The sequence below is a fragment of the Enterobacter sp. ku-bf2 genome (genome assembly GCF_001742765.1).
Taxonomy (GTDB): domain Bacteria; phylum Pseudomonadota; class Gammaproteobacteria; order Enterobacterales; family Enterobacteriaceae; genus Enterobacter; species Enterobacter quasiroggenkampii.
Map to the genome: position 1 here is coordinate 933,971 of NZ_MDVW01000001.1, position 25,895 is coordinate 959,865.

Genomic DNA, 25,895 nt, shown 5'->3' on the forward strand with positions numbered 1-25,895 from the left:
CATGGCTGCCGTCAAATATTTACTTAGCCATGTGATTTACTGCACATTTTTGCCCACTTTTCCCTGAAAATGCCCCCCGGCGGAGGCGTTCATCAACTGCTGTTTGAAGCGCTGTGCGGCATGGCTCTGTTCGCGATGTTTTGCCCAGACCAGCCACATCTCTGAAACGGCATCCTCTTCGGCGATGGTCACCCAGCGCATTTCGCGCAATTGTACCCGTTTAAAGGAGGCCGGAAGAATAGAGACGCCCAGCCCGGCGGCGACCAGCCCGATAATGGTCATTGCCTCCCCGACTTCCTGGGTAATGACCGGGGCAAGATCGTAGCGGCGCATCAGCCCCAGGATATCGTCGTACAGGCCCGTTCCGACCTGCGGATCAAAAAAGACAAACGGCTCTTTTGCCAGCTCTGCCAGCGACACCGTCGGACGCGACGCCAGCGGGTGATCGTGTGGGATCATGGCCATCAGCGGCTCGCGCAGGATCACCTCCCACGCCAGCGAGTCCGGCAGTTGGGTATTACGCATCAGCCCCAAATCCAGCGAACCTTCATTTAGCGGCGCAATCTGCTCGCGGGTATTGATCTCGCGCGTCTGAATATGAACATCCGGGAAATGGCGGCGGAATGACGACAGCGTTTCCGAGACGGCGCTGATAAACGGCGCGGACGAGGTAAACCCAATGCGCAGCTCTCCGGCCTCCCCGAGATACAGCCGTTCTGCCCGGGCGGCGGCGTCCTCAACCATGCTCAGAATTTGTCGGCTGTCGATGAGAAATTGCTTGCCCGCCGCCGTCAGGCTCACGCTGCGGTTGGTTCGGGCCAGCAGGCGCGCGCCGACCTGCTGCTCCAGGATCTGAATCTGCTGGCTTAACGGGGGTTGAGAGATATTCAGCCGTGCTGCCGCGCGGCCAAAATGCAGCTCTTCGGCGACGGCGACAAAATAGCGAAGATGACGCAGCTCGATATTCATATTTCTAAAGTATCATTTGAGATTATTAATATATTAGACAGAATATTTACATTTTCCTACCCTGAAGAGGTGGTCATACCCGTCACCAGAAATCACGGGGATGTTTAAGCAAGGAAACTGTGTGAGTCGTACAACTACCATTGATATCGATCCGGCAAGCGACATCAATGATTTACCTGCAACATCGCAGCCGGTTCAGTTCATTAAACGTGGTACCCCCCAATTTATGCGCGTCACGCTGGCGCTCTTTTCCGCCGGTCTGGCCACCTTCGCCCTGCTCTATTGCGTTCAGCCGATCCTGCCCGTGCTCTCCCATGAGTTTGGCGTATCGCCTGCCAGCAGCAGCGTTTCACTCTCCATTTCCACCGGCATGCTGGCGATTGGCCTGCTCTTTACCGGCCCTCTTTCCGACGCCATTGGGCGTAAACCGGTGATGGTAACCGCGCTGATGCTGGCTTCGGTCTGTACGCTACTCTCGACCATGATGACCAGCTGGCACGGCATTCTGGTGATGCGCGCGCTGATCGGGCTCTCGCTCAGCGGCGTGGCGGCGGTTGGGATGACCTATCTCAGCGAGGAGATCCACCCGAGCTTTGTTGCCTTCTCTATGGGGCTTTACATCAGCGGGAACTCGATTGGCGGGATGAGCGGACGTCTGCTGAGCGGAGTATTCACGGACTTCTTTAGCTGGCGGATTGCGCTGGCGGTCATTGGCTGTTTCGCGCTGGCATCCGCCCTGATGTTCTGGAAAATTCTACCGGAATCGCGTCATTTCCGCCCGACATCGCTGCGCCCGAAAACGCTGTTTATCAACTTCCGTCTGCACTGGCGCGACAAGGGGCTGCCGCGCCTGTTCCTGACCGGCTTCCTGCTGATGGGCGCCTTCGTCACGCTGTTTAACTACATTGGCTATCGCCTGATGCTCTCACCGTGGCATCTGAACCAGGCTATTGTCGGTTTACTCTCGGTGGCTTATTTGACCGGTACGTGGAGTTCACCAAAGGCCGGGGCGATGACCGCCCGCTATGGACGCGGCCCGGTCATGCTGTTCTTCACGGCGGTGATGCTGGTCGGCCTGCTGCTGACGCTCTTCTCCTCCCTGTGGCTGATTTTTGCCGGCATGTTGCTCTTTTCCGCGGGGTTCTTCGCCGCCCACTCGGTCGCCAGCAGTTGGATTGGCCCGCGCGCGCGTCGCGCCAAAGGTCAGGCATCGTCTCTTTATCTGTTTAGCTATTACCTGGGGTCCAGCATCGCCGGGACGCTCGGCGGCGTCTTCTGGCATAACTACGGCTGGAACGGCGTGGGCGGGTTTATCGCGCTGATGCTCTGTGCCGCACTGCTGGTGGGCGCAAGTCTTCATAAACGTCTGAAATAATAGGCTTGCGGGCGGATGTCCGTTTCCCGAAAAACGGCACCAGCGTACTGGTGCCGTTTTTCGTTCAGGAATCCCAGGCCTGTTCTATCTTACCGGCTTCAAACTGCGGAGGCGGTTTTCGGAAACGGCGCGTGAGCCATGTCAGGTAAAGGATCCCCAGTGCCGCCCAGATGAGGCCAAGCGTCAGGGACGTCGCTTCGAGATTTATCCACAGCACACCGACCGTGACGGCACCAATGAGCGGCAGCAGGAGATAGTGGAATCGATCTTTCCACGTTTTGTTCAGCCCCTTACGCCGCCAGAAATGGTTGTACACCGAGAGATTAACAAACGTAAACGCCACCAGCGCGCCAAAGTTGATCAGCGCCGTCGCGGTCACGAGATCAAAGTACAGGGCCGACAGCGCCACTATCCCAACCATAATGACGTTCAGGGCCGGCGTACGCCATTTCGGATGCACGTAGCCAAACACCCGCTCCGGAAAGACGTTGTCACGCCCCATCACATACAGTAAGCGCGAGACGCTGGCGTGCGAGGCCAGGCCTGAAGCGAGCGTATTCACAAACGTGGTACACAGAAACACCGACTGGAAGAGCTTGCCGCCCACGTACAGCGCGATTTCCGGCAGCGCGGCGTCCGGGTTCTTGAAGCGGGCGATCGTCGGGAAAAAGAGCTGCATGAAAAACGAGGCAACAATGAATATCAGCCCGCCATACAAAGCGGTGAGGAAAATGGCTTTGGGGATCACCCGCGCCGCATTTGGCGTCTCTTCCGACAGCGTGGTGACCGCGTCAAAGCCGAGGAAAGAGAAGCAGACGATAGTCGCGCCGGTAATAATCGGGATCAGGTGAGCGTTCTCGCTGATAAACGGCTGGAGCGACCAGACGGTGCCGACGCCCTCCCCCTTATGCAGTCCGTGCACCACGAGGATGACAAACACCACCATGATGGCGATCTGCACCAGCACAAACAGGGTGTTGAAGTTGGCGACCAGATTCACGCTCTTCAGGTTCGCCAGCGTCAGGATCGTCACAAACCCCACTACCCAGACCCACGGCGGAACTTCAGGGAACAACGCGGAAAGGTAGATCTTCGCCAGCAGCACGTTAATCATCGGCAGGAAGAGATAGTCCAGCAGCGATGACCAGCCGACCATAAAGCCTAAGTGGGGGCCGATCGATTTCTGCGTGTAGGTATACGCGGAGCCCGCTTCCGGAAACTGCCGTACCAGTTTGCCGTAGCTGATGGCGGTAAACATGACGCCAGCCAGCGCCAGGAGATACGAGGCGGGCACGTGGCCGTTGCTGATACCGGACACAATGCCGAAGGTATCAAACACGGTCATGGGGGTGAGGTAAGCCAGCCCCATCATGACCACCTGCCAGAGCTTGAGGGAACTGCGCAGCCGGGTTCTTCCGGCCATGCGCGGCGAGTCAAGAGAGGTGTTAGTCGCCATAAACCGTCCCCCCCATGCTTATCGTGGTTTGCAATCGCGCTGTCCTTAACGCAAACCTGCTTAGCAAAGGGGGAAGTTGTAAAGAACACACGCGATCGTACCAGCGCACCGTCTCTGGCTCGCACTCACAGCAGGTGCCTGACTGGCCCCCTTCGCCCTGCGGATAGTTGAACATCTGCATCATTTCCTACCTCGTCACACAGTGTCGTTGAGAAAATCCCTGTGCCGCCTGCGCTCCATAACGCGACTCCCGGGAGATAGCTGGCGTGCCAGCAAACAGTTAGGCCAGGCTCCGCGCAGGCCGTTTGGTGATACGTATGAGATGAAACAAAGCGGCCCCTTACCGGGGCACGTCATCAGGCGTTTTTGAGCATCCACTCAATTTCAGTTTCGGTAATCAGGCGTTCAAACTGCAGTAATTCATCGTTTTTGCAGGCGTGATAGACGTGGCAGAAACGTTCGCCCAGCCGCTCGCGAAGGCTATCGTTTTGCATAAATTCCCACAGCGCATCGCTCTGACGAATCGGGAATGGCAGTCCGTCCTGCTCCAGACCATTGCCTTCCACTTCTTCCTGCAGGGGTAAATCGTTATCCAGCCCATGTAAAATACCGGCAAAAATCGCCGCCATCACCAGATACGGATTCGCGTCAGCGCCCGCCACCCGGTACTCGACCCGATGGTTATGGCGATCGCCGCAGGGGATACGCAGGGCAACGGTGCGATTATTGTGTCCCCATGACGCCTGTGTCGGCACGTACATTCCCGGCTGGAAACGGCGATAGGAGTTGACGTTCGGTGCCAGCAGCGCCATGGACGCAGGCATCAGATCGATCATCCCGGCCAGCGCGCGTTTCAGCAGCGCGGAATCCTCGCCGTTGACGTCCGCGAGCACGTTTTCGCCTCGGTTGTTTTGCATGCTGATGTGGATATGCATCCCGCTGCCCGCATGCTCTTCATACGGCTTTGCCATAAACGTGGCGTGCATCTTATGTTTTTCCGCCATCTGCCTGACAAGACGTTTTAGCGCCAGCGCATCGTCGCAGGCATCGAGCACGTTTTCCGTATGGTGCAGGTTAATCTCAAACTGGCCCGGGGAGGCCTCAGCCACAGCCCCGTCAGCGGGGATCAGCTGCAGCTGCGCCAGTTCGTCAATGTCGTTCAGCACGTCAGCAAAATGGTTAAGATTATCAACCGAGTAGACCTGACTCTGCGTGTTGCGCACGTCGGTGCCCGGCGCGCAGGGTGGCTGCAGATAGCCGTCGGCATCGCGTTTACGGTCAAGTAAATAGAACTCCAGCTCTACCGCTACCACGGGGAACAGACCGCGCTGGCGCAGCTGCTGCCAGAGTCGGTTGAGTACGTTCCGCGGCTCAACGTCAAAGGGAGCGCCATCTTCATCGACCATGGTGAGCTGCACCTGACCAATGTATTCCGGGTCGGCGGCGGACGGTGTCAGGGTGCCCGGTACCGGCACGCAGATGCAGTCCGGCTCGCCGAGCTCCTGCCCCAGGCCCGCCTCTTCCACGACGTTACCCAGAATGTCCATGGCGAAAACCGATGCCGGGAAATAGCAGCCTTTTTCAAGCTTGCTCAGTCCGGCAACCGGGATGCGTTTGCCGCGAAAACAGCCGTTCAGGTCGGTCAGGAGGACATCAATAAACTGGGTGTCAGGATACTTTTCTAAATAGCGCTTCACTTCCTGCGTAAAGGCGCTGCCCCGCCTCTCATCCGTGTGCTGCACAAAGTTCTCAACTTCTACGATATTGGTTTCCATGATTTACCACCGTTTTTGGATTTGCGTTCGCTGCTCTGGACTGTCAAATATAATGTCCACCCTATCGAATCTGTATGCAAATAAATTGTTTGTCAAATGTTAAATTAAGTTTGCAAAAGGTAGATCCCGTTGCTAGATTGAGAAAATATTGAACGAAAAGGCCGTTTTGCAGGCGGTAATGGCCTAAATTTAGTCCACTTTGTGAGGGCGATCATGGAAAATATAATGAACAAGCCAGTTATTGGCGTGGTGATGTGTAGAAACAGGCTTAAGGGTCATGAGACCCAGACCCTGCAAGAAAAGTACCTGAATGCCATTATTAACGCGGGAGGCTTACCGATTGCCTTACCGCATGCGCTGGCAGAGCCAGAGCTCCTTACCGCTCTGCTCCCAACCCTGGACGGGATTTACCTGCCGGGCAGCCCAAGTAATGTGCAGCCGCACCTTTATGGTGAAAACGGCGATGAGCCTAACGCCGATCCCGGGCGAGATCTTCTGAGTATGGCGCTGATTGCCGCCGCGCTCGAAAGGCGCATCCCCATTTTCGCCATCTGCCGGGGGCTGCAGGAACTGGTTGTTGCAACGGGAGGGACGCTGTATCGCCGCCTGTTCGAGCAGAACGACCTGCTTGAGCACCGGGAAGATCCTGAACTGCCGGTTGAGCTACAATACGCCCCGTCTCATGAAGTTCAGGTTCAGGAGGGAGGACTGCTGTCTCAATTAATACCAGGCTGTAACACATTTTGGGTAAACTCGTTACACGGGCAAGGTGCACGGACGTTAGGACCACGGCTTCGCGTGGAGGCCCGCTCGACGGACGGGCTGGTCGAAGCGGTCAGCGTTCATGACCACCCTTTTGCCCTCGGTGTGCAATGGCACCCCGAATGGAACAGCAGCGAGTACGCCCTGTCACGTATGTTGTTTGAAGGTTTTATCACCGCCTGTCAAAGCCACATTGCTGAGAAGCAGCGGCTTTGACCACTACCGTAAAGGAAATGCAACTATGAGCGATGACGGACTGGCGCCAGGGAAACGTCTGTCTGAGATCCGCCAACAGCTGGGTCTCTCGCAGCGGCGTGCCGCCGAACTGTCTGGGTTAACACACAGTGCCATCAGCACCATTGAGCAGGATAAAGTCAGTCCTGCCATCAGTACGCTACAGAAGCTGCTGAAAGTTTATGGGCTGTCGCTCTCGGAATTCTTTTCGGAACCGGAAAAACCTGATGAACCGCAGGTGGTTATTAATCAGGAAGACCTTATCGAAATAGGCAGTCAGGGGGTTTCGATGAAGCTGGTTCATAACGGAAATCCGAACCGTACGCTGGCGATGATTTTTGAAACTTACCAGCCTGGAACCACGACCGGAGAGAGGATCAAACACCAGGGTGAGGAGATCGGTACGATACTGGAAGGTGAAATATTGTTGACCATTAATGGCCAGCAATATCACCTGGTTGCGGGGCAGAGCTATGCCATCAATACCGGCATACCACACAGCTTCAGCAACACCTCGGCAGGCATCTGCCGCATTATCAGTGCCCATACCCCCACCACGTTCTAATTACCACTCAGTCCCGGCGTAAGCGCGCTTACGCCGGGACACATAAAAACGATCAATGTCGGCATTTAACGGGTTAATTCCCGGGATGCCCCACGGCTTCGTATTGCCTGAAACGGCCATGCCTTTATTTATCTGATTGCGAAAGAAAGGAGTGAATATGCATTTTCAGCACCTGACTTACTGGCAGGATAAAGCAAAAAACAGCGCCATTGAGACCCGGTTATTTATTAACGGCGCCTATTGTGACGCCGCCGATAACACCACGTTTGACACCGTCAATCCCGCGACCCAGCAGACGCTGGCGAACGTCGCACGGGGCAAGCAGGCGGACGTGGACCGCGCGGTTCAGGCTGCGCGTGAGGTATTTGAGCGCGGTGACTGGTCGCAGGCGTCTCCGGCGCAGCGCAAGGCCGTGCTAAATACGCTCGCCGATTTGATGGAACGCCATAGCGAAGAGCTGGCCTTACTGGAAACGCTGGACACCGGTAAACCCATCCGCCACAGCCTGCGCGACGATATTCCCGGCGCGGCGCGCGCCATTCGCTGGTACGCCGAAGCGGCGGATAAAGTCTACGGCGAAGTGGCGCCTACGGGGCCGGGCGAGCTGGCGATGATCGTGCGCGAGCCGATCGGGGTTGTTGCGGCCATCGTTCCCTGGAACTTCCCGCTGCTGCTGGCCTGCTGGAAGCTGGGCCCGGCGCTGATCGCGGGCAATAGCGTGGTATTGAAACCGTCGGAGAAATCACCGCTCACCGCCCTGCGGCTGGCCGGACTGGCGAAAGAGGCGGGCCTGCCGGACGGCGTGCTGAATGTGATAAGCGGTTACGGCCACGAAGCGGGCCAGGCGCTGGCACGTCATCCGGAGGTCGAGGTGCTGACGTTTACCGGCTCTACCCGTACCGGCAAGCAGCTGTTGAAGGACGCGGGAGAAAGCAACATGAAGCGCGTCTGGCTGGAGGCAGGCGGCAAGAGCGCCAACATTATCTTTGCCGACTGTCCGGACCTGGACAAGGCCGTGAGCGCGACCGCCGCCGGGATTTTTTACAACCAGGGGCAAGTCTGTATCGCCGGTACCCGCCTGCTGCTCGAAGAGAGCATCGCCGATGAATTCCTGACCAAGCTGAAAGCGCAGGCCCGTCACTGGCAGCCGGGCGATCCGCTCGACCCCGACAGCACGATGGGCATGCTCATCGACGCTGCGCACGCCGATACCGTCCACACGTTTATTCGCGAAGGAACCCGGAAAGGCTCGCTGCTGCTGGACGGGCGGGAACAATCATGGCCTTCCGCAGTCGGTCCAACCATTTTTGTCGACCTCGAGTCCGACTCCCCGCTGTGCCGGGAAGAGATTTTCGGCCCGGTGCTGGTCGTTACCCGATTTAAAACCGAAGAGGACGCCTTAACGCTGGCCAACGACAGTGAATACGGGCTTGGCGCGGCGGTATGGACCCGCGATCTCTCCCGGGCGCACCGCATGAGCCGCCGCCTGAAGGCCGGCTCGGTCTTCGTCAATAACTATAACGACGGTGATATGACCGTTCCCTTTGGCGGCTATAAGCAGAGCGGCAACGGTCGCGATAAGTCCCTGCACGCGCTGGAAAAATTTACCGAACTGAAAACCATCTGGATTGCCCTGGAGCCTCAATCATGACCGAACATACCACCAGCTACTACGCGGCCAGCGCGAACGCTTACGAACCTTTCCCGACGCTTAACGAGTCGATCAGCTGTGACGTGTGCGTGGTAGGCGGCGGCTATACCGGCCTCTCCTCCGCGCTGCATCTCGCCGAAATGGGCTATGACGTGGTGCTCCTTGAAGGGGCGCGCATCGGCTTCGGCGCCAGCGGACGCAACGGCGGCCAGCTGGTTAACTCCTACAGCCGCGATATCGACGTGATCGAGAAAAACTACGGGCCCGATGCCGCCAGAATGCTCGGGAGCATGATGTTTGAAGGCGGGGAAATCATTCGGGCGCGAATCCAGCGCTATCAGATCCAGTGCGACTATCGTCCTGGCGGGCTGTTTGTGGCGCTAAACCATAAGCAACTGGAGACGCTGGAGGAGCAAAAAGCCAACTGGGAACGCTACGGCAACACGCAACTCGAGTTGCTGGACGCCAGCGCCATCCGCCGGGAGGTCGACAGCGAACGCTATACCGGCGCGCTGCTGGACCGCAGCGGGGGGCATATCCATCCGCTGAACCTGGCGATCGGCGAAGCGGACGCCATTCGCCTGAACGGCGGGCGGGTATATGAGCAGTCCCCGGTGACCGCCATTCAGCACACCAGCCCGGCCGTGGTGAGCACGCAGCATGGCCAGGTGACGGCCCGCTACGTGATCGTCGCCGGGAATGCTTATCTGGGCGATAAGATCGAACCGGAACTGGCAAAACGCAGCATGCCCTGCGGCACCCAGGTGGTGACCACCGCCCCGCTGCCGGAAGAGGTCGCCCGCACGCTGATCCCCAATAACTACTGCGTGGAAGATTGTAACTACCTGCTGGATTACTACCGTCTCACCGCCGACAACCGCCTGCTGTACGGTGGTGGCGTCGTCTATGGCGCGCGCGATCCGGACGATGTCGAGCGCCTGGTGATGCCAAAGCTGCTCAAAACCTTCCCTCAACTGGCAGGCGTCAAAATCGACTACCGCTGGACGGGCAACTTCCTGCTGACCCTGTCGCGTATGCCGCAGTTTGGTCGTCTGGATAAAAACATCTATTACATGCAGGGCTACAGCGGCCACGGCGTGACCTGCACTCACCTGGCCGGACGGCTGATCTCGGAACTGTTGCGCGGTGACGCTGAGCGCTTTGATGCGTTTGCTAACCTCCCGCACTACCCCTTCCCGGGCGGTCGCAGCCTGCGGATTCCATTCACGGCGATGGGCGCGGCGTATTACAGCCTGCGCGATCGTCTTGGCGTATGACCGTTTTCGACAAAAGGGTATCTGACATGAGTAATCAGGAATTTCATCAGCGCAGACTTTCTGCCACCCCGCGCGGCGTTGGCGTAATGTGTAATTTCTTTGCCCGCTCGGCGGAGAATGCCACGCTTACCGACGTGGAAGGCAACGACTATATTGATTTCGCCGCCGGGATCGCGGTACTGAATACCGGCCATCGTCATCCTGAACTGGTGGCCGCAGTGGAAAAACAGCTTCACCAGTTCACCCACACGGCCTACCAGATTGTGCCGTATGAAAGCTACGTTTCATTGGCCGAAAAACTTAACGAGCTGGCCCCGGTGCAGAATCCGGCCAAAACGGCGTTCTTCACCACGGGCGCAGAAGCGGTGGAAAATGCCATTAAAATCGCCCGGGCCCACACCGGCAGACCGGGTGTGATTGCCTTCGGGGGAGGTTTTCACGGCCGAACCTATATGACCATGGCGTTAACCGGCAAGGTCGCGCCTTACAAGCTCGGATTTGGTCCCTTCCCGGGGTCGGTTTATCACGTGCCGTATCCCTCCGAGCTGCACGGCATCACGACGCAGGATGCCATCACGGCGATAGAACGCCTGTTCAAAGCAGATATTGAGGCGAAACAGGTGGCGGCGATTATTTTTGAACCCATTCAGGGTGAAGGCGGATTCAACGTCGCCCCGCCAGAGCTGGTGGCCGCCATCCGCCGCATCTGTGATGAGCACGGGATCGTGATGGTTGCCGACGAAGTGCAGAGCGGCTTCGCCCGTACGGGTAAGCTGTTTGCCATGGAACATTACGCGGACAAACCCGACCTGATGACGATGGCTAAAAGCCTGGCAGGCGGAATGCCGCTGTCCGGCGTGGTGGGTCGCGCCGACATCATGGACGCACCGGCTCCCGGCGGCCTGGGGGGAACCTATGCCGGCAACCCGCTTGCGGTGGCCGCCGCGCACGCGGTGCTGAAGATTATCGACAACGAGTCGCTGTGTGCGCGCGCTCGTCAGCTGGGCGATCGGCTGAAATCCACGCTGGAGGAGATTCAGAGCACCTTCCCTGCGCTCGTGGCGATAAGGGGAAGAGGATCGATGATTGCGGCGGAGTTTTTTGATCCCGAGAGCCGTGAACCTTCAGCCGCCATCGCGCAGGCGATCCAGCAAAAGGCGCTCGCTCAGGGCCTGCTGTTATTGATCTGCGGCCAGTACGGCAACGTGATCCGCTTCCTTTATCCGCTGACCATCCCGGATGCCCAGTTCAACCAGGCGCTGGCGATCCTGCAACAGGTTATGCGCGATAAGTCCTGAGTGCCCACCGAAAACCGTCTCCCGGAATGCCGGGGACGGTTTCAACGGAGGAGATCTGCACAGATTTCCTCCGCGTGGGAAATGTTGGGGAATTTGGTCTGTTTCATTGTATGCTCCCTGAAACACATCCCCGGCATGAGGAAATAAGAATTGCAAAAAACATCAGCCTATCAGTCACTTGTGAAAACCTTCCAGCGTCTCTCCCGCTTCTCGCACCTCTCCTCCATCGCCAGCTGGGACATGTTCACCATGATGCCGCCAGGCGGCAGCGCCGCGCGAGGTGAGGCGCTGGCGGAAATGAGCGTCCTGCAGCACCAGCTCCTGACCGATAAAAAAGTCGGCGACCTGTTAGCCGCGGCGGCAGGGGAAGATCTGAATGACGTCGAACAGGCCAACCTGCGGGAAATGACGCGCCACTATCAGCAGGCCTCGCTGCTGCCGGAAACGCTGGTGGAAGCCAAATCCCTGGCGGGCAGCAGGTGTGAACACGCCTGGCGCACACAACGTCCCGCCAACGACTGGCAGGGTTTTTCCGCCAACCTGAAAGAGGTGGTCAAACTCAGCCGTGAAGAGGCGCGCCTGCGGGCGGAAGCCAAAGGCTGTACGCCGTACGATGCGCTGCTGGATATTTTTGAACCCGACATGACCAGCGCCCGTCTGGACGTGCTATTCGGCGACATGAAGTCCTGGCTGCCGGACCTGCTGGCAAACGTCGTGGAAAAACAGGCTCAGCGATCGTTTGTTCCTCCTCAGGGGCCTTTCCCGACGGCAACACAGCGTGAGCTGGGCCTGGAAGCCATGAAGATGCTCGGCTTCGATTTTAACGGTGGTCGCCTGGACGTAAGCGCGCACCCGTTCTGCGGCGGCGTACCGGAGGACGTGCGCATCACCACGCGCTATGACGAGGATGAACTGCTCAGCGCGCTGTTTGGCGTGATCCACGAAACCGGACACGCGCGCTACGAACAAAACCTGCCGCGCGCATGGGCAGGACAGCCAATTGCGCTGGCCCGCTCAACCGCGATCCACGAATCCCAGAGCCTGTTCTTTGAGATGCAACTGGGACGCAGTGAAGCCTTCCTCAAGCATCTTCTCCCTGCGGTGCATGCCCGCTTTGGCAGCCAGGCGGCGTTCAGCGAAGAGAACTTTATCGCCTGGAACCAGCGCGTGAAGCCGGGCTATATCCGCGTCGATGCGGACGAAGTGAGCTACCCGGCGCACGTGGTGCTGCGCTATGAGATTGAGCGGTCGCTGATCAACGGCGAGATCGAAGTGGACGATATCCCTGCCCTGTGGGACGAGAAAATGCAGGCCTGGCTCGGGTTATCCACCAAAGACAATTACCGCAACGGCTGTATGCAGGATATTCACTGGACCGACGGCGGTTTTGGCTACTTCCCATCCTATACGCTGGGGGCCATGTATGCCGCACAGTTGTTCCACGCCGCGAAAACGGCGCTTCCGGGTCTGCAGGCCTCCATCGCTGAGGGTGATTTTTCCGCACTCTTTGACTGGCTGCGTCAGAACATCTGGCAGCACGGCAGCCGCTTCAGCACGTCGCAGTTAATCACCCAGGCGACGGGCGAGGATCTGAACATCCGTTACTTCCGCGAACATCTGACCTCCCGCTATTTGTAATCTGTTTGGGCGGGGATGAGGGACCTCAGGTAAATTTTTAAGCAGAAGCGATACAGATATTCGAAGCGTAATGATTGCCCCGCAGCGATGCCCTGGTCCGGCTGTAAATCGCTGAGGCGTTTCCTGCAGGCCGGGGCGAGGCGCATGGATGCGCCGAGAGGGCGGGCTTTACAGGGACGTTACCTCCGCCCGTCCCCGATAAGCCGGAAGGAATTAGCCGAAGGTACCGCACAGCGGCGATTTACCGCCGGGAGCCCGGGTTGCCAGGGCGGCGGCGATTGAGCCGCCCTGGCACGTTCACAGGTTATGCCCCTACAGAGTAGCAAGGAACATGAAGTGAACGGAATGGCCACTACAGCCGTATGTTCCCCCTCACCTCAGCCCGTACACACCCTCATGGGAGAAGAAGCCGTCTGTGCAAGACCCCGGCAATGTACATATGGTTACACGCCGATACCAATCACTCACGGAAACCCCGAGTTTACAGGGATATAGTTATTTCAACGGCCCCGCAGTGGGGTTAAATGAAAAACCAAATTCGAGGGTATGAGAATGAATAAAGTATTAGCTCTGGTTGTTGCCGCTGCTATGGGTCTGTCTTCTGCTGCATTTGCTGCTGACACTACCGCAACTGCTGCACCGGCTGCCGCACCTGCTGCAACCACCACCGCAGCCCCAGCAAAAGCGGTTCATCATAAGAAACACCACAAAGCTGCAGCGAAAAAAGAAGCCGCTGCACCTGCAACCGCAGCACCAACCGAGCAGAAAGCGCAGGCTGCCAAAAAGCACCACAAAAAAGCCGCTAAACCGGCTGTAGAGCAGAAAGCGCAGGCCGCTAAAAAGCACCACCACAAAAAAGCCGCTAAACCCGCTGTAGAGCAGAAAGCGCAGGCTGCTAAAAAGCACCACCACAAAAAAGCCGCTAAACCGGCTGTAGAACAGAAAGCTCAGGCTGCTAAAAAGCATCACAAAAAAGCAGTAAAACACGAAGCTGCTAAACCAGCTGCACAGCCAGCTGCGTAAGAGTACAAGCTAAACCGTGCCCTTCGGGGCACGTTGGTAAACCGGCGCCGAACCGGAACAGGTTCCGCGCCGTTTTTTTTATCCGGAGGGCGTATGCTGCGACGCTATCGGTTTGAGCTGATTCTGATCCTGCTTATTTTATGCGCGCTCATCGCCAGCCACTTTTATCTTTCCTGATTGTAGCACGCTGATTTTACTCCCACTTTAGCGCTGTCCCGTCTATAGTATTTTCATAGGGTTCACTTTTAATAATCATAATTACCCCCACCAGAGTGTGATATGCGTAAATCTGTTGTGTTGTTACTGGGAACGTTTGGTCTTTTTTCTGGATTCTCACATGCGGATGATGGCGGTGATGACACCATTAGCGCGAAAGAGCTAAAGACGCTTTTTTTCGGTCATGACGATCGCACGCGCGTCGCCGATCCCACCCAGGCGCCCTGGGATGCTATAGGTCAACTGGAAACCGCCAGCGGTAACTTATGTACTGCGACGCTGATTACCCCACAGCTTGCCCTGACGGCAGGCCACTGTCTGTTAACGCCGCCAAACGGCAAGCCGGATAAAGCGGTGGCCTTGCGGTTTGTGTCGCAAAAAGGCACCTGGCGCTATGAAATTCACGGCATTGAAGGCCGGGTCGATCCGTCTCTCGGCAAACGCCTGAAACCGGATGGTGACGGCTGGATCGTGCCACCGGCGGCCGCCTCATGGGACTTTGGCCTCATCGTTTTACGCTACCCCCCTTCCGGCATTACGCCGCTGCCGTTATTTGACGGCGACAAAGACGCCCTCACCGCCGCGCTGAAAGCCGCCGACCGGAAGGTGACGCAGTCCGGCTATCCTGTCGACCATCTGGATACGCTTTACACGCACTCCGACTGTATTGTGACGGGCTGGGCGCAAACCAGCGTACTCTCGCACCAGTGCGATACGTTGCCGGGTGACAGTGGCTCACCGCTGATGCTGAAAACAGATAACGGCTGGCAGTTGATCGGTGTGCAGAGTTCTGCACCGGCGGCGAAAGATCGCTGGCGCGCAGATAACCGGGCCTTGTCCGTGACCGGTTTTCGCGACAAGCTGGAAGCGCTGGCACAGCAGTAAATCAGCATCGTCTGACCTGATGTAATGCCCTGATTGACTCAATCGGCATCGGCTGGCTGAACCAAAAACCCTGCAGTTGATCGCAGCCAGCCAGCCGCAGCAGTTTCATTTGTCTTTCGGTCTCGACCCCTTCGGCGACCACCGCCATCCCCAGCGCGTTGGCGATCCGCACCGTGCCGCTTACCAGCGCGGCCGCCTGTTCATCGTTGTCCACCAGCCCGGCCAGCGATTTATCAATCTTGATGGTGTCGAAGTTAAAACGCCGCAAATAGCCAATGCTGGAATAGCCGGTGCCAAAGTCATCCAGCGCCACCGCGGTGCCCAGCGCTTTAAGATTGGCTATCGCCATGCGGGCACGCTCCGGGTTTTCCAGCACATAGGACTCCGTGACCTCCAGTTGCAGTCGGTTAGCAGGGAAATGAGTGGTCTCCAGCACGCTGGCCACTTTGTCTTCGAAGGCGGGATCGCGGAATTGCGCGGGAGAAATGTTAACGGAAAGCGTTAAGTCACCGTACGGCTGGAGATCCTGACAGGCGCGCTGCAACACAAACTGGCCCAGCTTGTAAATCAGACCGCTGGTCTCCGCAATGGCGATGAAGGTATCCGGGCCCAGCGGCCCGTCCGGGCGACGTGGCCAGCGGACCAGCGCCTCGACGCTGCTCATTTTCTGGCTGCGGGCGTCAATAATCGGCTGATACCAGACCTCAAACTCATCGCGCTCCAGACCGTTACGGATCTGATTTTCAATCGCCAGCTTGCGCTCCCGGGCGCTGTTCAGCTCCGCGTCGTAGTGGGTGATACGCCCTTTCCCGCTCATTTTGGCATGGTACATGGCAATATCGGCGCGGCGAAACAGCTCGGAGCTGGTGCATTCAATCAGGGTTCCGCTGGCGATACCGATACTGGCTCCGATATGGATCGTGCGTTCCCCCAGCTGAATCGGGGTAGTGAGAAAATCCAGCACCGAAACGGCAAAGGCGGTGGCCTGTGTCTCTGCCTCATCATCGCCGATGGTCATGGCAAACTCATCCCCGCCCATACGCGCCAGCATTCCCCCTGGCGGCACGCGTTCGCTCAGCGTTTTCGCAATCGCCACAATGAGATCGTCTCCCACGCTGTGGCCGTAGATGTCATTCACGTCTTTAAAACCATCCAGATCGATAAACACCACGCTTTTGACGTCGATATCCCCGCGTAGACTCACCCGATCCAGCGCTTCGATGAGCGCTCGTCGGTTCGGCAGATGGCTTAGCCAGTCCGTTCTCGCCACCAGACGCGCCTGGCTTTCTCCTCGCGCAAGCTTGTACAGCCCCACACTGCTCACCAGAATAAAGAGCAGGATCAGGGCCGATGCCAGCACAACAATCTGCGTGATATCAGAGGATGCCGCCCGGGCGGCCTGCGCCCCCGGAAGCCGTGCCTGCCAGTTAAGATAGCCCAGCAGCTCCCCTGCCGAACTGCGCAGCGGCATACTCAGTTCGTTAATTTTTTCCGGCGTAAAGTGCAGGTTATCGATCTGAAAGGTCGCCCCCAGGTCGGCTAAGATTCTGGCGTTCAGATGACGGGTGATCACCAGATAGCGGCGCGTTTCGTCGGTCACCTGTAATCTTCCGACCATCGGGCGAATCAGCCCAATGCCCACAAAGGCGACGCCGCTTCGCGTTTTGCTGATCCCGGCATAGATATTTTTATCGCTTGATAAGGCGCGCGCGTGCTGAGCAATCAGGGCTTTCAGCCCCTTACCGAAAAAAACGAGATTCGTCTCCTGAAAAGGCTGACTTTGAAACGATCCCCAGATGACATTGAAATGCTCATCAAGCACGAAGGTGCCATCATAGAGGTTGTTGATTTTAAAGCCCGCGCCCCAGGTGTTATACAGCCAATCGGTATCGAGCGTGGGACGGTAGACCTCCCGCACCGCATCGTCCCAGACGGCGTTATCCAGCACCAGCGAGGAGACGCGGTTAACCGATGTCTGAATGGCCCCCTGCACGGAAAGCGCCGTGCGGTGTTCATCAATTTCATTGGTTTTGGTGCTGATAAGATGCAGGGAAAGATAGAGGAGTGCGACGACGGAGATGATTAAGCCGATGCCCGCCATAAAGACCATGGCAAACAACGTTCTCGCGGTGGGAATATTGCGCCAGCTTAATGTGCGATACATCAGCCATCCTCTTTAAGGTTTTGCTTTTCTAAGCGTAATACAGGCAGCGAATTTCGCTGCCTGTAAAGGATGGCTTTATGAACGTCAGGCAAGTTTTATCATAATCATACCTGCAAGCAGCAAGATGAGTCCCATCCAGCCCTTGTTATTTAAACGCTGACCGAAAAGCACCCAGCCTGCAGCTAGCGTCGCGGCGATACCAAAACCGCCCCACAACGCATAAGCAACCGAAAGATCGATCCCTTTTACCGCCTGGGACAGCGCGCTGAACGCCCCCAGAACCGCGGCAATCGACATCAGGCCGTAGAATTTACGGCGAAAACCATCGGAGAATTTCAGCAGAACGTTCGCCAGAATTTCCAGCACGATGGCGAACCCCAGCCAGGCCGCATGAACCCACTCAAACTGTTGCATGGTTCTGCTCCTTCTGCACTTTAGACGGCTTACGGGTACCTGATTTAATCAGCACAATACCCGCGACCAGCGTCGTTAACCCGGCGACCTTCATTGTTGTTAATGTTTCGTCAAATATCAGCACGCTGAACAGCGTAATCAACAAAATACCGATCCCTTCCCACAGGGCATACGCGACGCCCAGCGCAATTTTTTTCACCGCAAACGAGAGGAAAATATACGAAAGCGAAATCATCACCAGCATCAAAATAAAACCGGTGTTGCCATCGCTGACGCTAGCCCACTTCATCGACAGCGTGCCGGTAATTTCAGCGATAATAGCCAGGGCTAATAAAATCCAGTAAAACATGTTTTTCTCCTGCTTGAGAATATAATCCATCGTGGCCCGCTGCGTGCAGCAAACCCAAAAATACGAATTGAAATCAGTCAGCTAAGCGCTTAGCGCCAGCTCAGGCAGAAGAAATGACTATAGTGCGGTGCGCCAGTGTTGCTCACCAGAAAGCAGGCAGAAAGAGGTGGAGTATACAGCAGTATTGTTTGAAGAGTACGTCCTGAACATATTGTCCATAAAATTACAATTATCCGCGTTGTTGCTTCTCGTCTTTGCGGATGAAAATTGTCCTCGGTAGTTAAACACACCGAATTTGTACCATAAGCCAGGATTTTACTCAAAGTCTTTGCAATTCTTTACCCACTCCGTTTGATTTTGGTTAGTTTATTGCAATGCCTTTCACCTTTATTATAAATATAAAGAAAATTTCGGAGTCACCATGGCTAAACCCATCATTACCCTGAACGGGTTAAAAATTGTCATCATGCTGGGCATGCTGGTGATCATATTGACAGGCGTGCGCTTTGCCGCCGACATTATTGTGCCCTTTATTCTGGCCCTGTTTATTGCGGTGATCCTCAACCCGCTGGTTCAGCGCATGACGCGGCTACGCATCCCGCGCGTGCTGGCCATCACGCTGCTGATCAGCATCATTATTGTGGCGATGGTACTGCTGGTGGCTTATCTGGGGACCTCGCTCAATGAACTGGCGCGAACGCTGCCGAAATACCGCTCTTCGCTGGCAATACCGCTGCTGCAGCTGGAGCCCTGGCTGCAACGCGCGGGTATCGAAGTCTCGGTTGAAGAACTGCTGAAATATATCGACCCCAATGCGGCGATGACGATCGTCACCAGCCTGCTGGCTCAGCTTTCCAATGCCATGACCTCCATTTTCCTGCTGTTTTTAACGGTGGTGTTTATGCTGCTGGAGGTGCCGCAGCTTCCTGCAAAGCTGCAGCAGATAATGGTCCGTCCGGTCGAAGGAATGGGGGCGATTCAACGCGCGCTGGACAGCGTCTCCCGCTATCTGGTGCTGAAAACGGCCATTAGCCTGGTGACAGGCGTTGTCGTCTGGGTGATGCTTCTGGCGCTGGACGTCCGCTTTGCATTCGTCTGGGGGTTACTGGCGTTTGCGCTTAACTACATTCCCAACATCGGCTCCGTGCTGGCGGCGATCCCCCCTATTCTTCAGGTGCTGGTTTTCAGCGGGCTTTATGACGCGCTGATCCTGCTGGCCGGATACCTGGTCATCAATCTGGTGTTCGGTAACATACTGGAACCCCGCATGATGGGCCGGGGCCTGGGGCTGTCCACGCTGGTGGTCTTTTTGTCCCTGATATTCTGGGGCTGGCTGCTCGGGCCCGTTGGGATGCTGCTCTCCGTTCCGCTCACCATCATCGTCAAGATTGGTCTGGAGCAGACGGCGGGCGGGCAAAGTATCGCCGTGCTGCTGAGCGATATGAGCCATCACTAGCCGTCATTCCGCCATCGACAGGAGGGGCTTGCGGGTCCTTCCACCTTCACGATAAGCGCTGAGCGCCCTTCGCCACTCTGCCAGCGGGTACACCATAACGTCGCTGTACTCACTGTCGGGCAACCTCAGCCAGATGCGATCGAACTCCGCGCGCCACGCCTCAACGCTGAGCGCATCCAGACCGTTTCGGATATGGAACCACGCCACGCGCGGCGCAGGCCGCCGCTGTGTGAAGGTTTGCCCGGAGAGCAGCCCGTAGCAGACAAACATGCCCTGCTCGGGCATCACGCTGAGGATCGTTTCCGCAAGCGGCCCGCCGGTGGCATCGTAGACGATATCGCTACGGGCAGCGACGGTGCCGATTCTGTTTGCGTCATGCTGTGCGACAGGCGTGATGCCCATCGCCTCCAGTCGTTCAGCATGCACGGCAGAACGGTGAATGCCATACACCGCTTCCGCCCCCGCCTGACGCGCCCACTGTCCCAGCAGAATGGCGCAATCCGATCCGGCAGCCGTGAGCAAGACTCGCTTTCCACGCGGCGGGTAGCGGGTCAGCATCATCTGCGCCGCCAGCGGGTTAATATAGGCCCGCGCGGCCAGATGTGCGTCGACGGTGTCCGGAACGGGTATCGCATACTCTGCCGGGCAATCCACATAGCGCTGCCAGGTGCCCTGACCGCGCAGCGGCAGGACGCGCTGCCCCACCAGATGCTTAAACGAGGCGGGCGCCTCGGTGACAACACCGACACCTTCATACCCCGCGACCGCCGGTAACGGGGTTCTGTGGCGATAGGCACCGGTGATGGGGATAAGATCGGACGCGTTGACCGGAGAAAACAGCATCCGCACGCGGAGCTGTCCCGGCGTAAGCGCGCCCGGCGGCGCGGTTTCAGGTTGCAGAACAGATTCTGGCTCGCCAAACCGGCGATACCAGAGGGCCAGATTTTCCATTACGATCTCAAGGCTGATAGCGGAACTACTCGCGCCAGCCCATCGCCGGTGCGACATGTTTGAGAATAGACTCAATCACGTGCGCATTATAATCCACACCCAGCTGGTTCGGCACGGTCAGTAAGAGCGTGTCCGCCTCGGCAATCGCCTCGTCCTTTTTCAGCTGTTCAACCAGCTTGTCCGGCTCCGCGGCATAGCTGCGCCCGAAGATGGCGCGCGTTTTCTCATCAAGATAACCCACGCTATCGCTGTCGTTGCGGCTGGCCCCGAAATACATCCGGTCACGGTCGTCCATCAGCGCAAAAATACTGCGGCTGACCGATACCCGCGGCTCACGCGTATGCCCAGCCTCTTTCCAGGCCTGACGGTACGCGCGGATCTGTTTTGCCTGCTGAATATGGAACGGCTCACCGGTTTCATCGTCCTTCAGCGTTGAGCTTTGCAGGTTCATGCCCAGTTTTGCGGCCCACACGGCCGTCGCATTAGAACCGGCACCCCACCAGATACGCTCGCGCAGCCCTTCTGAATAAGGCTCCAGGCGCAGCAGCCCCGGCGGATTCGGGAACATTGGCTGCGGGTTCGGTTTGGCAAACCCTTCCCCACGCAGCACCTCAAGCAGCACCTCGGTATGACGACGTGCCATATCCGACTCGTTTTCCCCTTCCTGCGGGGCATAGCCGAAATGACGCCAGCCATCAATAACCTGCTCCGGGGAGCCACGGCTGATGCCCAACTGCAGGCGACCGCCGGAAATCAGGTCCGCCGCGCCCGCATCTTCAGCCATGTACATCGGATTTTCATAGCGCATATCAATCACGCCGGTGCCGATTTCGATGGTCTTCGTTTTTGCGCCAATAGCGGCCAGCAGAGGGAACGGTGAGCTAAGCTGTCGCGCGAAGTGATGCACGCGGAAATAAGCGCCGTCTGCCCCCAGCTCTTCAGCCGCGACGGCTAAATCGATGGACTGCAGCAGCGTGTCAGCCGCCGAGCGCGTGCCGGACTGCGGCGAAGGCGTCCAGTGACCAAACGATAAAAACCCGATCTTTTTCATAACCCTGTGTCCTGATAATGCATTGCGTTCTGTCCACTTTACGCATTACCCGGTAAGAATAAATGCCGTTTATTTAACGGAATGATTCAAATAAATTGATTGAAATAGTTTCATGTCCCTCAGGTAAAAACCCGTTGGTTATCCGTTTGAATTAACGTTACTACTATAGGTCGGGACCTTCCACACTGGATAAAAAATGAAAAGACGCTATGTTGTGGCGGATGTTTTTACTGACACGCCGTTTCTGGGTAATCCTGTTGCCGTCGTACTCGATGCGGAGGGCATGAGTAAAGCACAAATGCAGCAGGTCGCCGTTGAGTTTGGTTACAGCGAAACGACGTTTGTGCTGCCGCCAGACAACCCATCCAATACAGCACGCGTCCGAATTTTTACGCCCTCGCGCGAGATCCCCTTCGCCGGGCACCCGAATGTGGGTACCGCCTACGTGCTCGCTCATCACACTGCGATGAATCATCAGCACCTGCCTGATACACTGCACTTCGAGGAAATCGCTGGCCTGGTACCCGTGCGCCTGTTGCGTGACAACGATACGGTGACGGGTGCAGAACTCCTGGTGCCAGAGGCACTCTCCTGCCGCTCTGAAGTTAGCCCGGAAAAGGTGGCTGCCTGCTTGTCCCTGAACTCAGAAGATATCCGTACCGAGGTACATATGCCCGTCGTCGCGTCGGTGGGTCTGCCCTTCCTGATAGCCGAGCTGGCCTCTCGCGAGGCGCTCCGTCGATGCGTGCCCAATTTACAGGGTTTTCGTGCGACGTTACCACTGGACGGTGCAGTTTCACTCTATGCCTATACCCTGGATTCAGATTCCGATGCGCCCTGCGATGTGCAAGCACGCATGTTTACGCCCCGAATGACGGAAGATCCTGCAACAGGCAGCGCGACCGCCGCTGTTACGGCGCTACTGGCATTACACCGCGACAAAACGACGCTTGACCTGACAGTCAGTCAGGGGGTCGATATGGGACGAGCAAGCGTACTGTTCACGGGATACGATGCCACCTCAGGAAAGGCGGTGGTTCGCGTCGGCGGAAAATGCGTCATTACGCTTGAAGGCACATTCTCACTCTAACGGAGGAAGCGTATATACATTTACAGTGCCTGATGAGATATATTGGCTCACTATTTTTATGACAGGTAAAACCGGCAATGGCTTTGATCCCCAAAAACTACGCGCGGCTGGAAAGCGGCTATCGCGAAAAAGCATTAAAAATCTATCCATGGGTGTGTGGACGCTGCTCGCGCGAGTTTGTCTATTCCAATCTGCGTGAACTCACGGTTCACCATATCGATCACGACCATACCAACAACCCGGAAGATGGCAGCAACTGGGAGCTGTTGTGCCTGTTTTGCCACGATCACGAGCATTCGAAATACACCGAAGCAGATCAGTACGGCACCACCGTGGTGGCCGGGGAAGACGCGCAAAAAGACGTGGGCGTCGCCACGTTTAACCCGTTTGCCGATTTAAAGGCGATGATGGATAAGAAGAAGTAATCCTCTCGCCCCCTCGCTCACATCGTGCGGCGCGAATTTAAAATGTCCAGGTGATAGCGGCGGTTGCAGACCCCTCATTGCGCCGCATCACGATCGGGCTGTTATTCGCACGATCGCCAAGCCAGGTATAGTCCGCGCTGAGGACAGTTCCCCAGTGAGCATCGAACTGATGGCTCCAGGTCAGGCTGGTGTCGACGCCATAAAATCCACCCGGCGCTGAATAGCGGCGATAGCCGGTGCGGCGGCTCTGCTGCTCACTGACGCCATACCAGGTATTCATATAACGGCTGTCGCCAAACAGGGCCGCAGACTGAAAGGCTATCGTGTCCTGGTTATTTTGTACCGGGATCAGCGTAACGGAGGCCTGATAGCTTGCCCCCTGACTGTCGGTTAACGGCAGCGTCGTTTTGCCTTCCATGCTCAGCCATGGCGCGGCCTGCCAGCCCACGGCAAGGCCGGTATTCAGGGTGGCATTAATGTCCCCCATCCCTTTCAGGTTGTTTGCACCCTCACGCCAGCCAGAATTTTTATCAGCCCTTCCGGGGTCGTAGCCCAGCGTGTGTTCGAAATACCAACCGCTGTCGTTTTGCAGGTCATATCCCACCCCTTTTTGTGCATCAACAAAGAAAGCGCCTTTGCGTCCCTGCAGCACAGGAACCACCTGCCAAACCTGCTTGTCTGAGCCTGAGTAACGCGGGGCATATTGCCCTCCCAGCCCGACGGTTAAGGAATCAGACGCGGTGCCATCATCCGCCTGCGCGGCGGCTGCCAAGATCATCAGAAGCGGGACGGACATATACAGGACTTTTTTTATCGCTATCATACTGCTCTCCTTACAGACGCTGGCGTCTCCTGAGACAGGGACAGCCATACAATGTTGGCGCAGTATGATTTGGCTGAATCAATGAATCGTCGGGATAGTGTTAAGAAATGGTCAAGGTGAACGGATGTTATCCAGAAGAGTGCTGATTATTGAAGATGACGCCGACGCGGCTGGCGTGCTCGAAGCCTATTTACGGCGTGAAAATTACGACGTGACCATTACCGGGGACGGTCTTTCCGGCCTGGATATGGCGCAGCGGTGGAAGCCCGACCTCATCCTGCTGGATGTAATGCTGCCGGGACTTAACGGCACCGAGGTGCTGGCGGGCCTGCGTCGTAAAAGCGATGTGCCGGTGATCATGGTCACGGCCATGGGGGATACTCCCGATCGCATTGGCGCCCTGCGTTACGGTGCCGATGATTACGTTGTGAAGCCTTATCATCCGGGCGAAGTGGTGGCGCGGGTGCAGGCGGTGCTGCGGCGCAGCAGTAAAAAAGAGACAGAGGAAAAGATCCTTCGCTGGCAAACGCTGGCGGTGGATGTCGCCGCCATTGTGGCGTGCGTGGACAACGGCGACGACACGCCTGTGATGCTCGATCTTACGCCAACGGAATTCTCGCTTCTGGCAACGCTGCTGCGCTCGCCTGCGCACCCGTTCTCCCGCCAGTATTTACTGGAACACTGCTTGCCGGAAAGCGAGGCGCTGGAGCGCGTGGTGGACACCCATATTTATAACCTGCGTAAAAAACTCGAAGCGGTGGGTATTTCCGGCGTGCTGATCAACGTGCGCGGCGTGGGTTACAGGTTCAGACAGCCATGATAAAAAACCGACACGCCTCTCTGTGGCGCTGGATTTGCGCGCGCATTTTAGCGCTGGCCATCGGCAGCGTGATCGTCATTGCCACCTGCATGTGGCTGCGCTATGCGGTCCAGAACTACTGGATCATGGGCAGGATGCCGCCAGCGGTCCGGCAGGAGTTTCTGACGCTCAGCCAGAACCCGCAGGCCAACCCGGCCCGCTTCCACTCGATTGTGGACACCTGGTGGGGCCTGAGCTATTCCACGCCGTCCATCGCCTCAGCGGACTGGGTCACGGTGGCCCTGCTGGTGCTGGTGATGATCCCGTTTATTGTGGTGATGGGGCTCAAACACGCCCGCCCGCTGGCACTGCAGTTCAGCCGACTTCGCGATGCGGCAAAGGATGTCGCCGAAGGTCAGTTTGGCCGTCAGGCTGAGCTGATCAAAGATGCACCGGCAGAAATGGTCAGCTTTGCGACCGACTTTAACTCTATGACGGGACAACTCGCCCGCTATGAGAAAGAGCTCCGCGCCTCGCACGTCGCGATGGCGCACGAGCTGCGCTCGCCCCTGACGGCCGCCATCGGGCGTCTGCAGGGCATGCTAGACGGCGTGTTTGATGCCAGCCCGGCGCAGCTGGGCATGGTGATGAAACAGCTCCAGCACCTCAACCGCCTCACCGATGAACTCCACCTTCTCTCTTTGGCAGACGCGGGTAACCTTGTGCTGGAGGACCAGCCGTTCTGTCTGGATGAGCTGATTCAGGAGCGGGCTGCCTGGATCATGCCCCAGGCGGATGCGCATCATTTCAGGATAACGCTGCGTAACCCGCACACCAGCCCCTTCCGGGGCGATGCGTTCCGTATGGGACAGGTCGTTACCATCCTCATGGAAAATGCGCTACGTTACGGACGCGAAGGCGGCCACCTTGAGGTGGCTCTGCATTACGCCAGCGGGCATTACATCCTCGAATTCACCGATGACGGGCCGGGCGTGTCGCCTCAGTTCCTACCGGAAATGTTTAAACGCTTTAGCCGCGAGGAGCAGTCCCGCGCGCGGCATTCCGGCGGCAGCGGCCTTGGTTTGTCCATCGCCCGGGCGATTTGCCAGGCGCATGGGGGTGAGATTAGCGCGTCATTACCGGAAACCGGCGGCCTCGCGGTGTGCATTTTGTTGCCCTGGCATCCGTCCGATAATGAAAATCTCCACTCTTGATAAAGCCTTGACAGAACATCGAATCTTTCTCGACG

General features: G+C 57.2%; 23 protein-coding genes. 14 read left to right on the forward strand and 9 right to left on the reverse strand.

Features of this window, described 5'->3' with window-relative positions; all coding sequences use genetic code 11:
• Positions 1–36 precede the first annotated feature (36 nt).
• On the reverse strand, positions 37–969 hold the full coding sequence (locus BFG58_RS04440) for a LysR family transcriptional regulator (RefSeq protein WP_045910383.1): 933 nt from the start codon (positions 967–969) through the stop codon (positions 37–39).
• A 121-nt stretch (positions 970–1,090) separates the two neighbouring features.
• Between BFG58_RS04440 and BFG58_RS04445 the strand changes: the two genes are divergently transcribed.
• Positions 1,091–2,344, forward strand: coding sequence for an MFS transporter (locus BFG58_RS04445; RefSeq protein ID WP_048030688.1), 1,254 nt, complete (start codon positions 1,091–1,093; stop codon positions 2,342–2,344).
• A gap of 64 nt (positions 2,345–2,408) precedes the next feature.
• Here BFG58_RS04445 and BFG58_RS04450 read toward each other — a convergent pair whose 3' ends face one another.
• Together BFG58_RS04450 and BFG58_RS04460 are read right to left on the reverse strand one after the other, a co-directional pair.
• Positions 2,409–3,800, reverse strand: a complete 1,392-nt coding sequence (locus tag BFG58_RS04450; protein WP_008502450.1) for an APC family permease — start codon at positions 3,798–3,800, stop codon at positions 2,409–2,411.
• Positions 3,801–4,156: 356 nt separating this feature from the next.
• A complete protein-coding gene (locus BFG58_RS04460; RefSeq protein WP_069719341.1) occupies positions 4,157–5,575 on the reverse strand; it encodes a glutamine synthetase family protein in 1,419 nt (472 codons plus the stop codon).
• 213 nt (positions 5,576–5,788) lie between these two features.
• Between BFG58_RS04460 and puuD the strand changes: the two genes are divergently transcribed.
• From puuD to BFG58_RS04500, 8 genes are all read left to right on the forward strand, one after another.
• Positions 5,789–6,553, forward strand: a complete 765-nt coding sequence (gene puuD, locus BFG58_RS04465) for a gamma-glutamyl-gamma-aminobutyrate hydrolase (RefSeq protein WP_045910614.1) — start codon at positions 5,789–5,791, stop codon at positions 6,551–6,553.
• A gap of 25 nt (positions 6,554–6,578) precedes the next feature.
• Positions 6,579–7,136 (forward strand): HTH-type transcriptional regulator PuuR, encoded by a 558-nt coding sequence (gene puuR / locus BFG58_RS04470; protein WP_008502454.1) that lies wholly within the window; start codon positions 6,579–6,581, stop codon positions 7,134–7,136.
• Positions 7,137–7,293: 157 nt separating this feature from the next.
• Positions 7,294–8,787: an aldehyde dehydrogenase PuuC gene (gene puuC / locus BFG58_RS04475; RefSeq protein WP_069719342.1), complete on the forward strand. Its 1,494-nt coding sequence runs from the start codon at positions 7,294–7,296 to the stop codon at positions 8,785–8,787.
• Entirely contained in the window at positions 8,784–10,064 is a 1,281-nt protein-coding gene (locus tag BFG58_RS04480; protein ID WP_069719343.1) for an FAD-binding oxidoreductase, read from the forward strand. The genes puuC and BFG58_RS04480 overlap by 4 nt, the downstream gene beginning before the upstream one ends.
• A 26-nt stretch (positions 10,065–10,090) precedes the next feature.
• Positions 10,091–11,362, forward strand: a complete 1,272-nt coding sequence (gene puuE, locus BFG58_RS04485; RefSeq protein WP_069719344.1) for a 4-aminobutyrate transaminase — start codon at positions 10,091–10,093, stop codon at positions 11,360–11,362.
• Positions 11,363–11,512: 150 nt separating this feature from the next.
• Positions 11,513–13,000, forward strand: coding sequence for a carboxypeptidase M32 (locus BFG58_RS04490; protein WP_069719345.1), 1,488 nt, complete (start codon positions 11,513–11,515; stop codon positions 12,998–13,000).
• Positions 13,001–13,552: 552 nt separating this feature from the next.
• Positions 13,553–14,023, forward strand: a complete 471-nt coding sequence (asr, locus tag BFG58_RS04495; RefSeq protein WP_045910376.1) for an acid resistance repetitive basic protein Asr — start codon at positions 13,553–13,555, stop codon at positions 14,021–14,023.
• Between the two features lie 279 nt (positions 14,024–14,302).
• Entirely contained in the window at positions 14,303–15,124 is an 822-nt protein-coding gene (locus BFG58_RS04500; protein WP_045910375.1) for a serine protease, read from the forward strand.
• A 1-nt stretch (position 15,125) separates the two neighbouring features.
• On the opposite strand, the gene BFG58_RS04505 is transcribed toward BFG58_RS04500, so the two are convergent.
• The 3 genes from BFG58_RS04505 to mdtJ all read right to left on the reverse strand — a co-directional run bounded on the left by BFG58_RS04505 (position 15,126) and on the right by mdtJ (position 18,051).
• The gene (locus tag BFG58_RS04505) at positions 15,126–17,288 is read right to left on the reverse strand and encodes a bifunctional diguanylate cyclase/phosphodiesterase (RefSeq protein ID WP_069719346.1); all 2,163 of its coding nucleotides are present in this window, start codon (positions 17,286–17,288) and stop codon (positions 15,126–15,128) included.
• An 84-nt stretch (positions 17,289–17,372) separates the two neighbouring features.
• Complete coding sequence (gene mdtI / locus BFG58_RS04510) at positions 17,373–17,702, reverse strand: multidrug/spermidine efflux SMR transporter subunit MdtI (RefSeq protein WP_045910373.1); 330 nt, start codon at positions 17,700–17,702, stop codon at positions 17,373–17,375.
• Positions 17,689–18,051: a multidrug/spermidine efflux SMR transporter subunit MdtJ gene (gene mdtJ, locus BFG58_RS04515; protein WP_008502463.1), complete on the reverse strand. Its 363-nt coding sequence runs from the start codon at positions 18,049–18,051 to the stop codon at positions 17,689–17,691. The genes mdtI and mdtJ overlap by 14 nt, the downstream gene beginning before the upstream one ends.
• A 421-nt stretch (positions 18,052–18,472) precedes the next feature.
• Between mdtJ and BFG58_RS04520 the strand changes: the two genes are divergently transcribed.
• Positions 18,473–19,507, forward strand: a complete 1,035-nt coding sequence (locus BFG58_RS04520; protein WP_032651092.1) for an AI-2E family transporter — start codon at positions 18,473–18,475, stop codon at positions 19,505–19,507.
• Positions 19,508–19,510: 3 nt separating this feature from the next.
• Here the strand turns inward: BFG58_RS04520 and BFG58_RS04525 are convergent, their stop codons facing one another.
• Positions 19,511–20,458, reverse strand: a complete 948-nt coding sequence (locus BFG58_RS04525; protein WP_069719347.1) for a zinc-dependent alcohol dehydrogenase family protein — start codon at positions 20,456–20,458, stop codon at positions 19,511–19,513.
• 25 nt (positions 20,459–20,483) lie between these two features.
• Positions 20,484–21,509 (reverse strand): LLM class flavin-dependent oxidoreductase, encoded by a 1,026-nt coding sequence (locus BFG58_RS04530; protein WP_069719348.1) that lies wholly within the window; start codon positions 21,507–21,509, stop codon positions 20,484–20,486.
• Between the two features lie 196 nt (positions 21,510–21,705).
• Between BFG58_RS04530 and BFG58_RS04535 the strand changes: the two genes are divergently transcribed.
• Together BFG58_RS04535 and yajD are read left to right on the forward strand one after the other, a co-directional pair.
• Complete coding sequence (locus BFG58_RS04535; RefSeq protein WP_069719349.1) at positions 21,706–22,599, forward strand: PhzF family phenazine biosynthesis protein; 894 nt, start codon at positions 21,706–21,708, stop codon at positions 22,597–22,599.
• A 77-nt stretch (positions 22,600–22,676) separates the two neighbouring features.
• A complete protein-coding gene (gene yajD / locus BFG58_RS04540) occupies positions 22,677–23,024 on the forward strand; it encodes an HNH nuclease YajD (RefSeq protein ID WP_003857471.1) in 348 nt (115 codons plus the stop codon).
• A 37-nt stretch (positions 23,025–23,061) separates the two neighbouring features.
• On the opposite strand, the gene BFG58_RS04545 is transcribed toward yajD, so the two are convergent.
• On the reverse strand, positions 23,062–23,847 hold the full coding sequence (locus BFG58_RS04545; protein WP_069719350.1) for a MipA/OmpV family protein: 786 nt from the start codon (positions 23,845–23,847) through the stop codon (positions 23,062–23,064).
• Between the two features lie 124 nt (positions 23,848–23,971).
• On the opposite strand from BFG58_RS04545, the gene BFG58_RS04550 reads away from it, so the two are divergent.
• The gene (locus BFG58_RS04550; protein WP_045910368.1) at positions 23,972–24,667 is read left to right on the forward strand and encodes a response regulator; all 696 of its coding nucleotides are present in this window, start codon (positions 23,972–23,974) and stop codon (positions 24,665–24,667) included.
• Positions 24,664–25,860 (forward strand): cell wall metabolism sensor histidine kinase WalK, encoded by a 1,197-nt coding sequence (locus BFG58_RS04555; RefSeq protein WP_045910367.1) that lies wholly within the window; start codon positions 24,664–24,666, stop codon positions 25,858–25,860. Before BFG58_RS04550 ends, BFG58_RS04555 begins: the two co-directional genes overlap by 4 nt.
• The last annotated feature ends 35 nt before the right edge of the window (positions 25,861–25,895 follow it).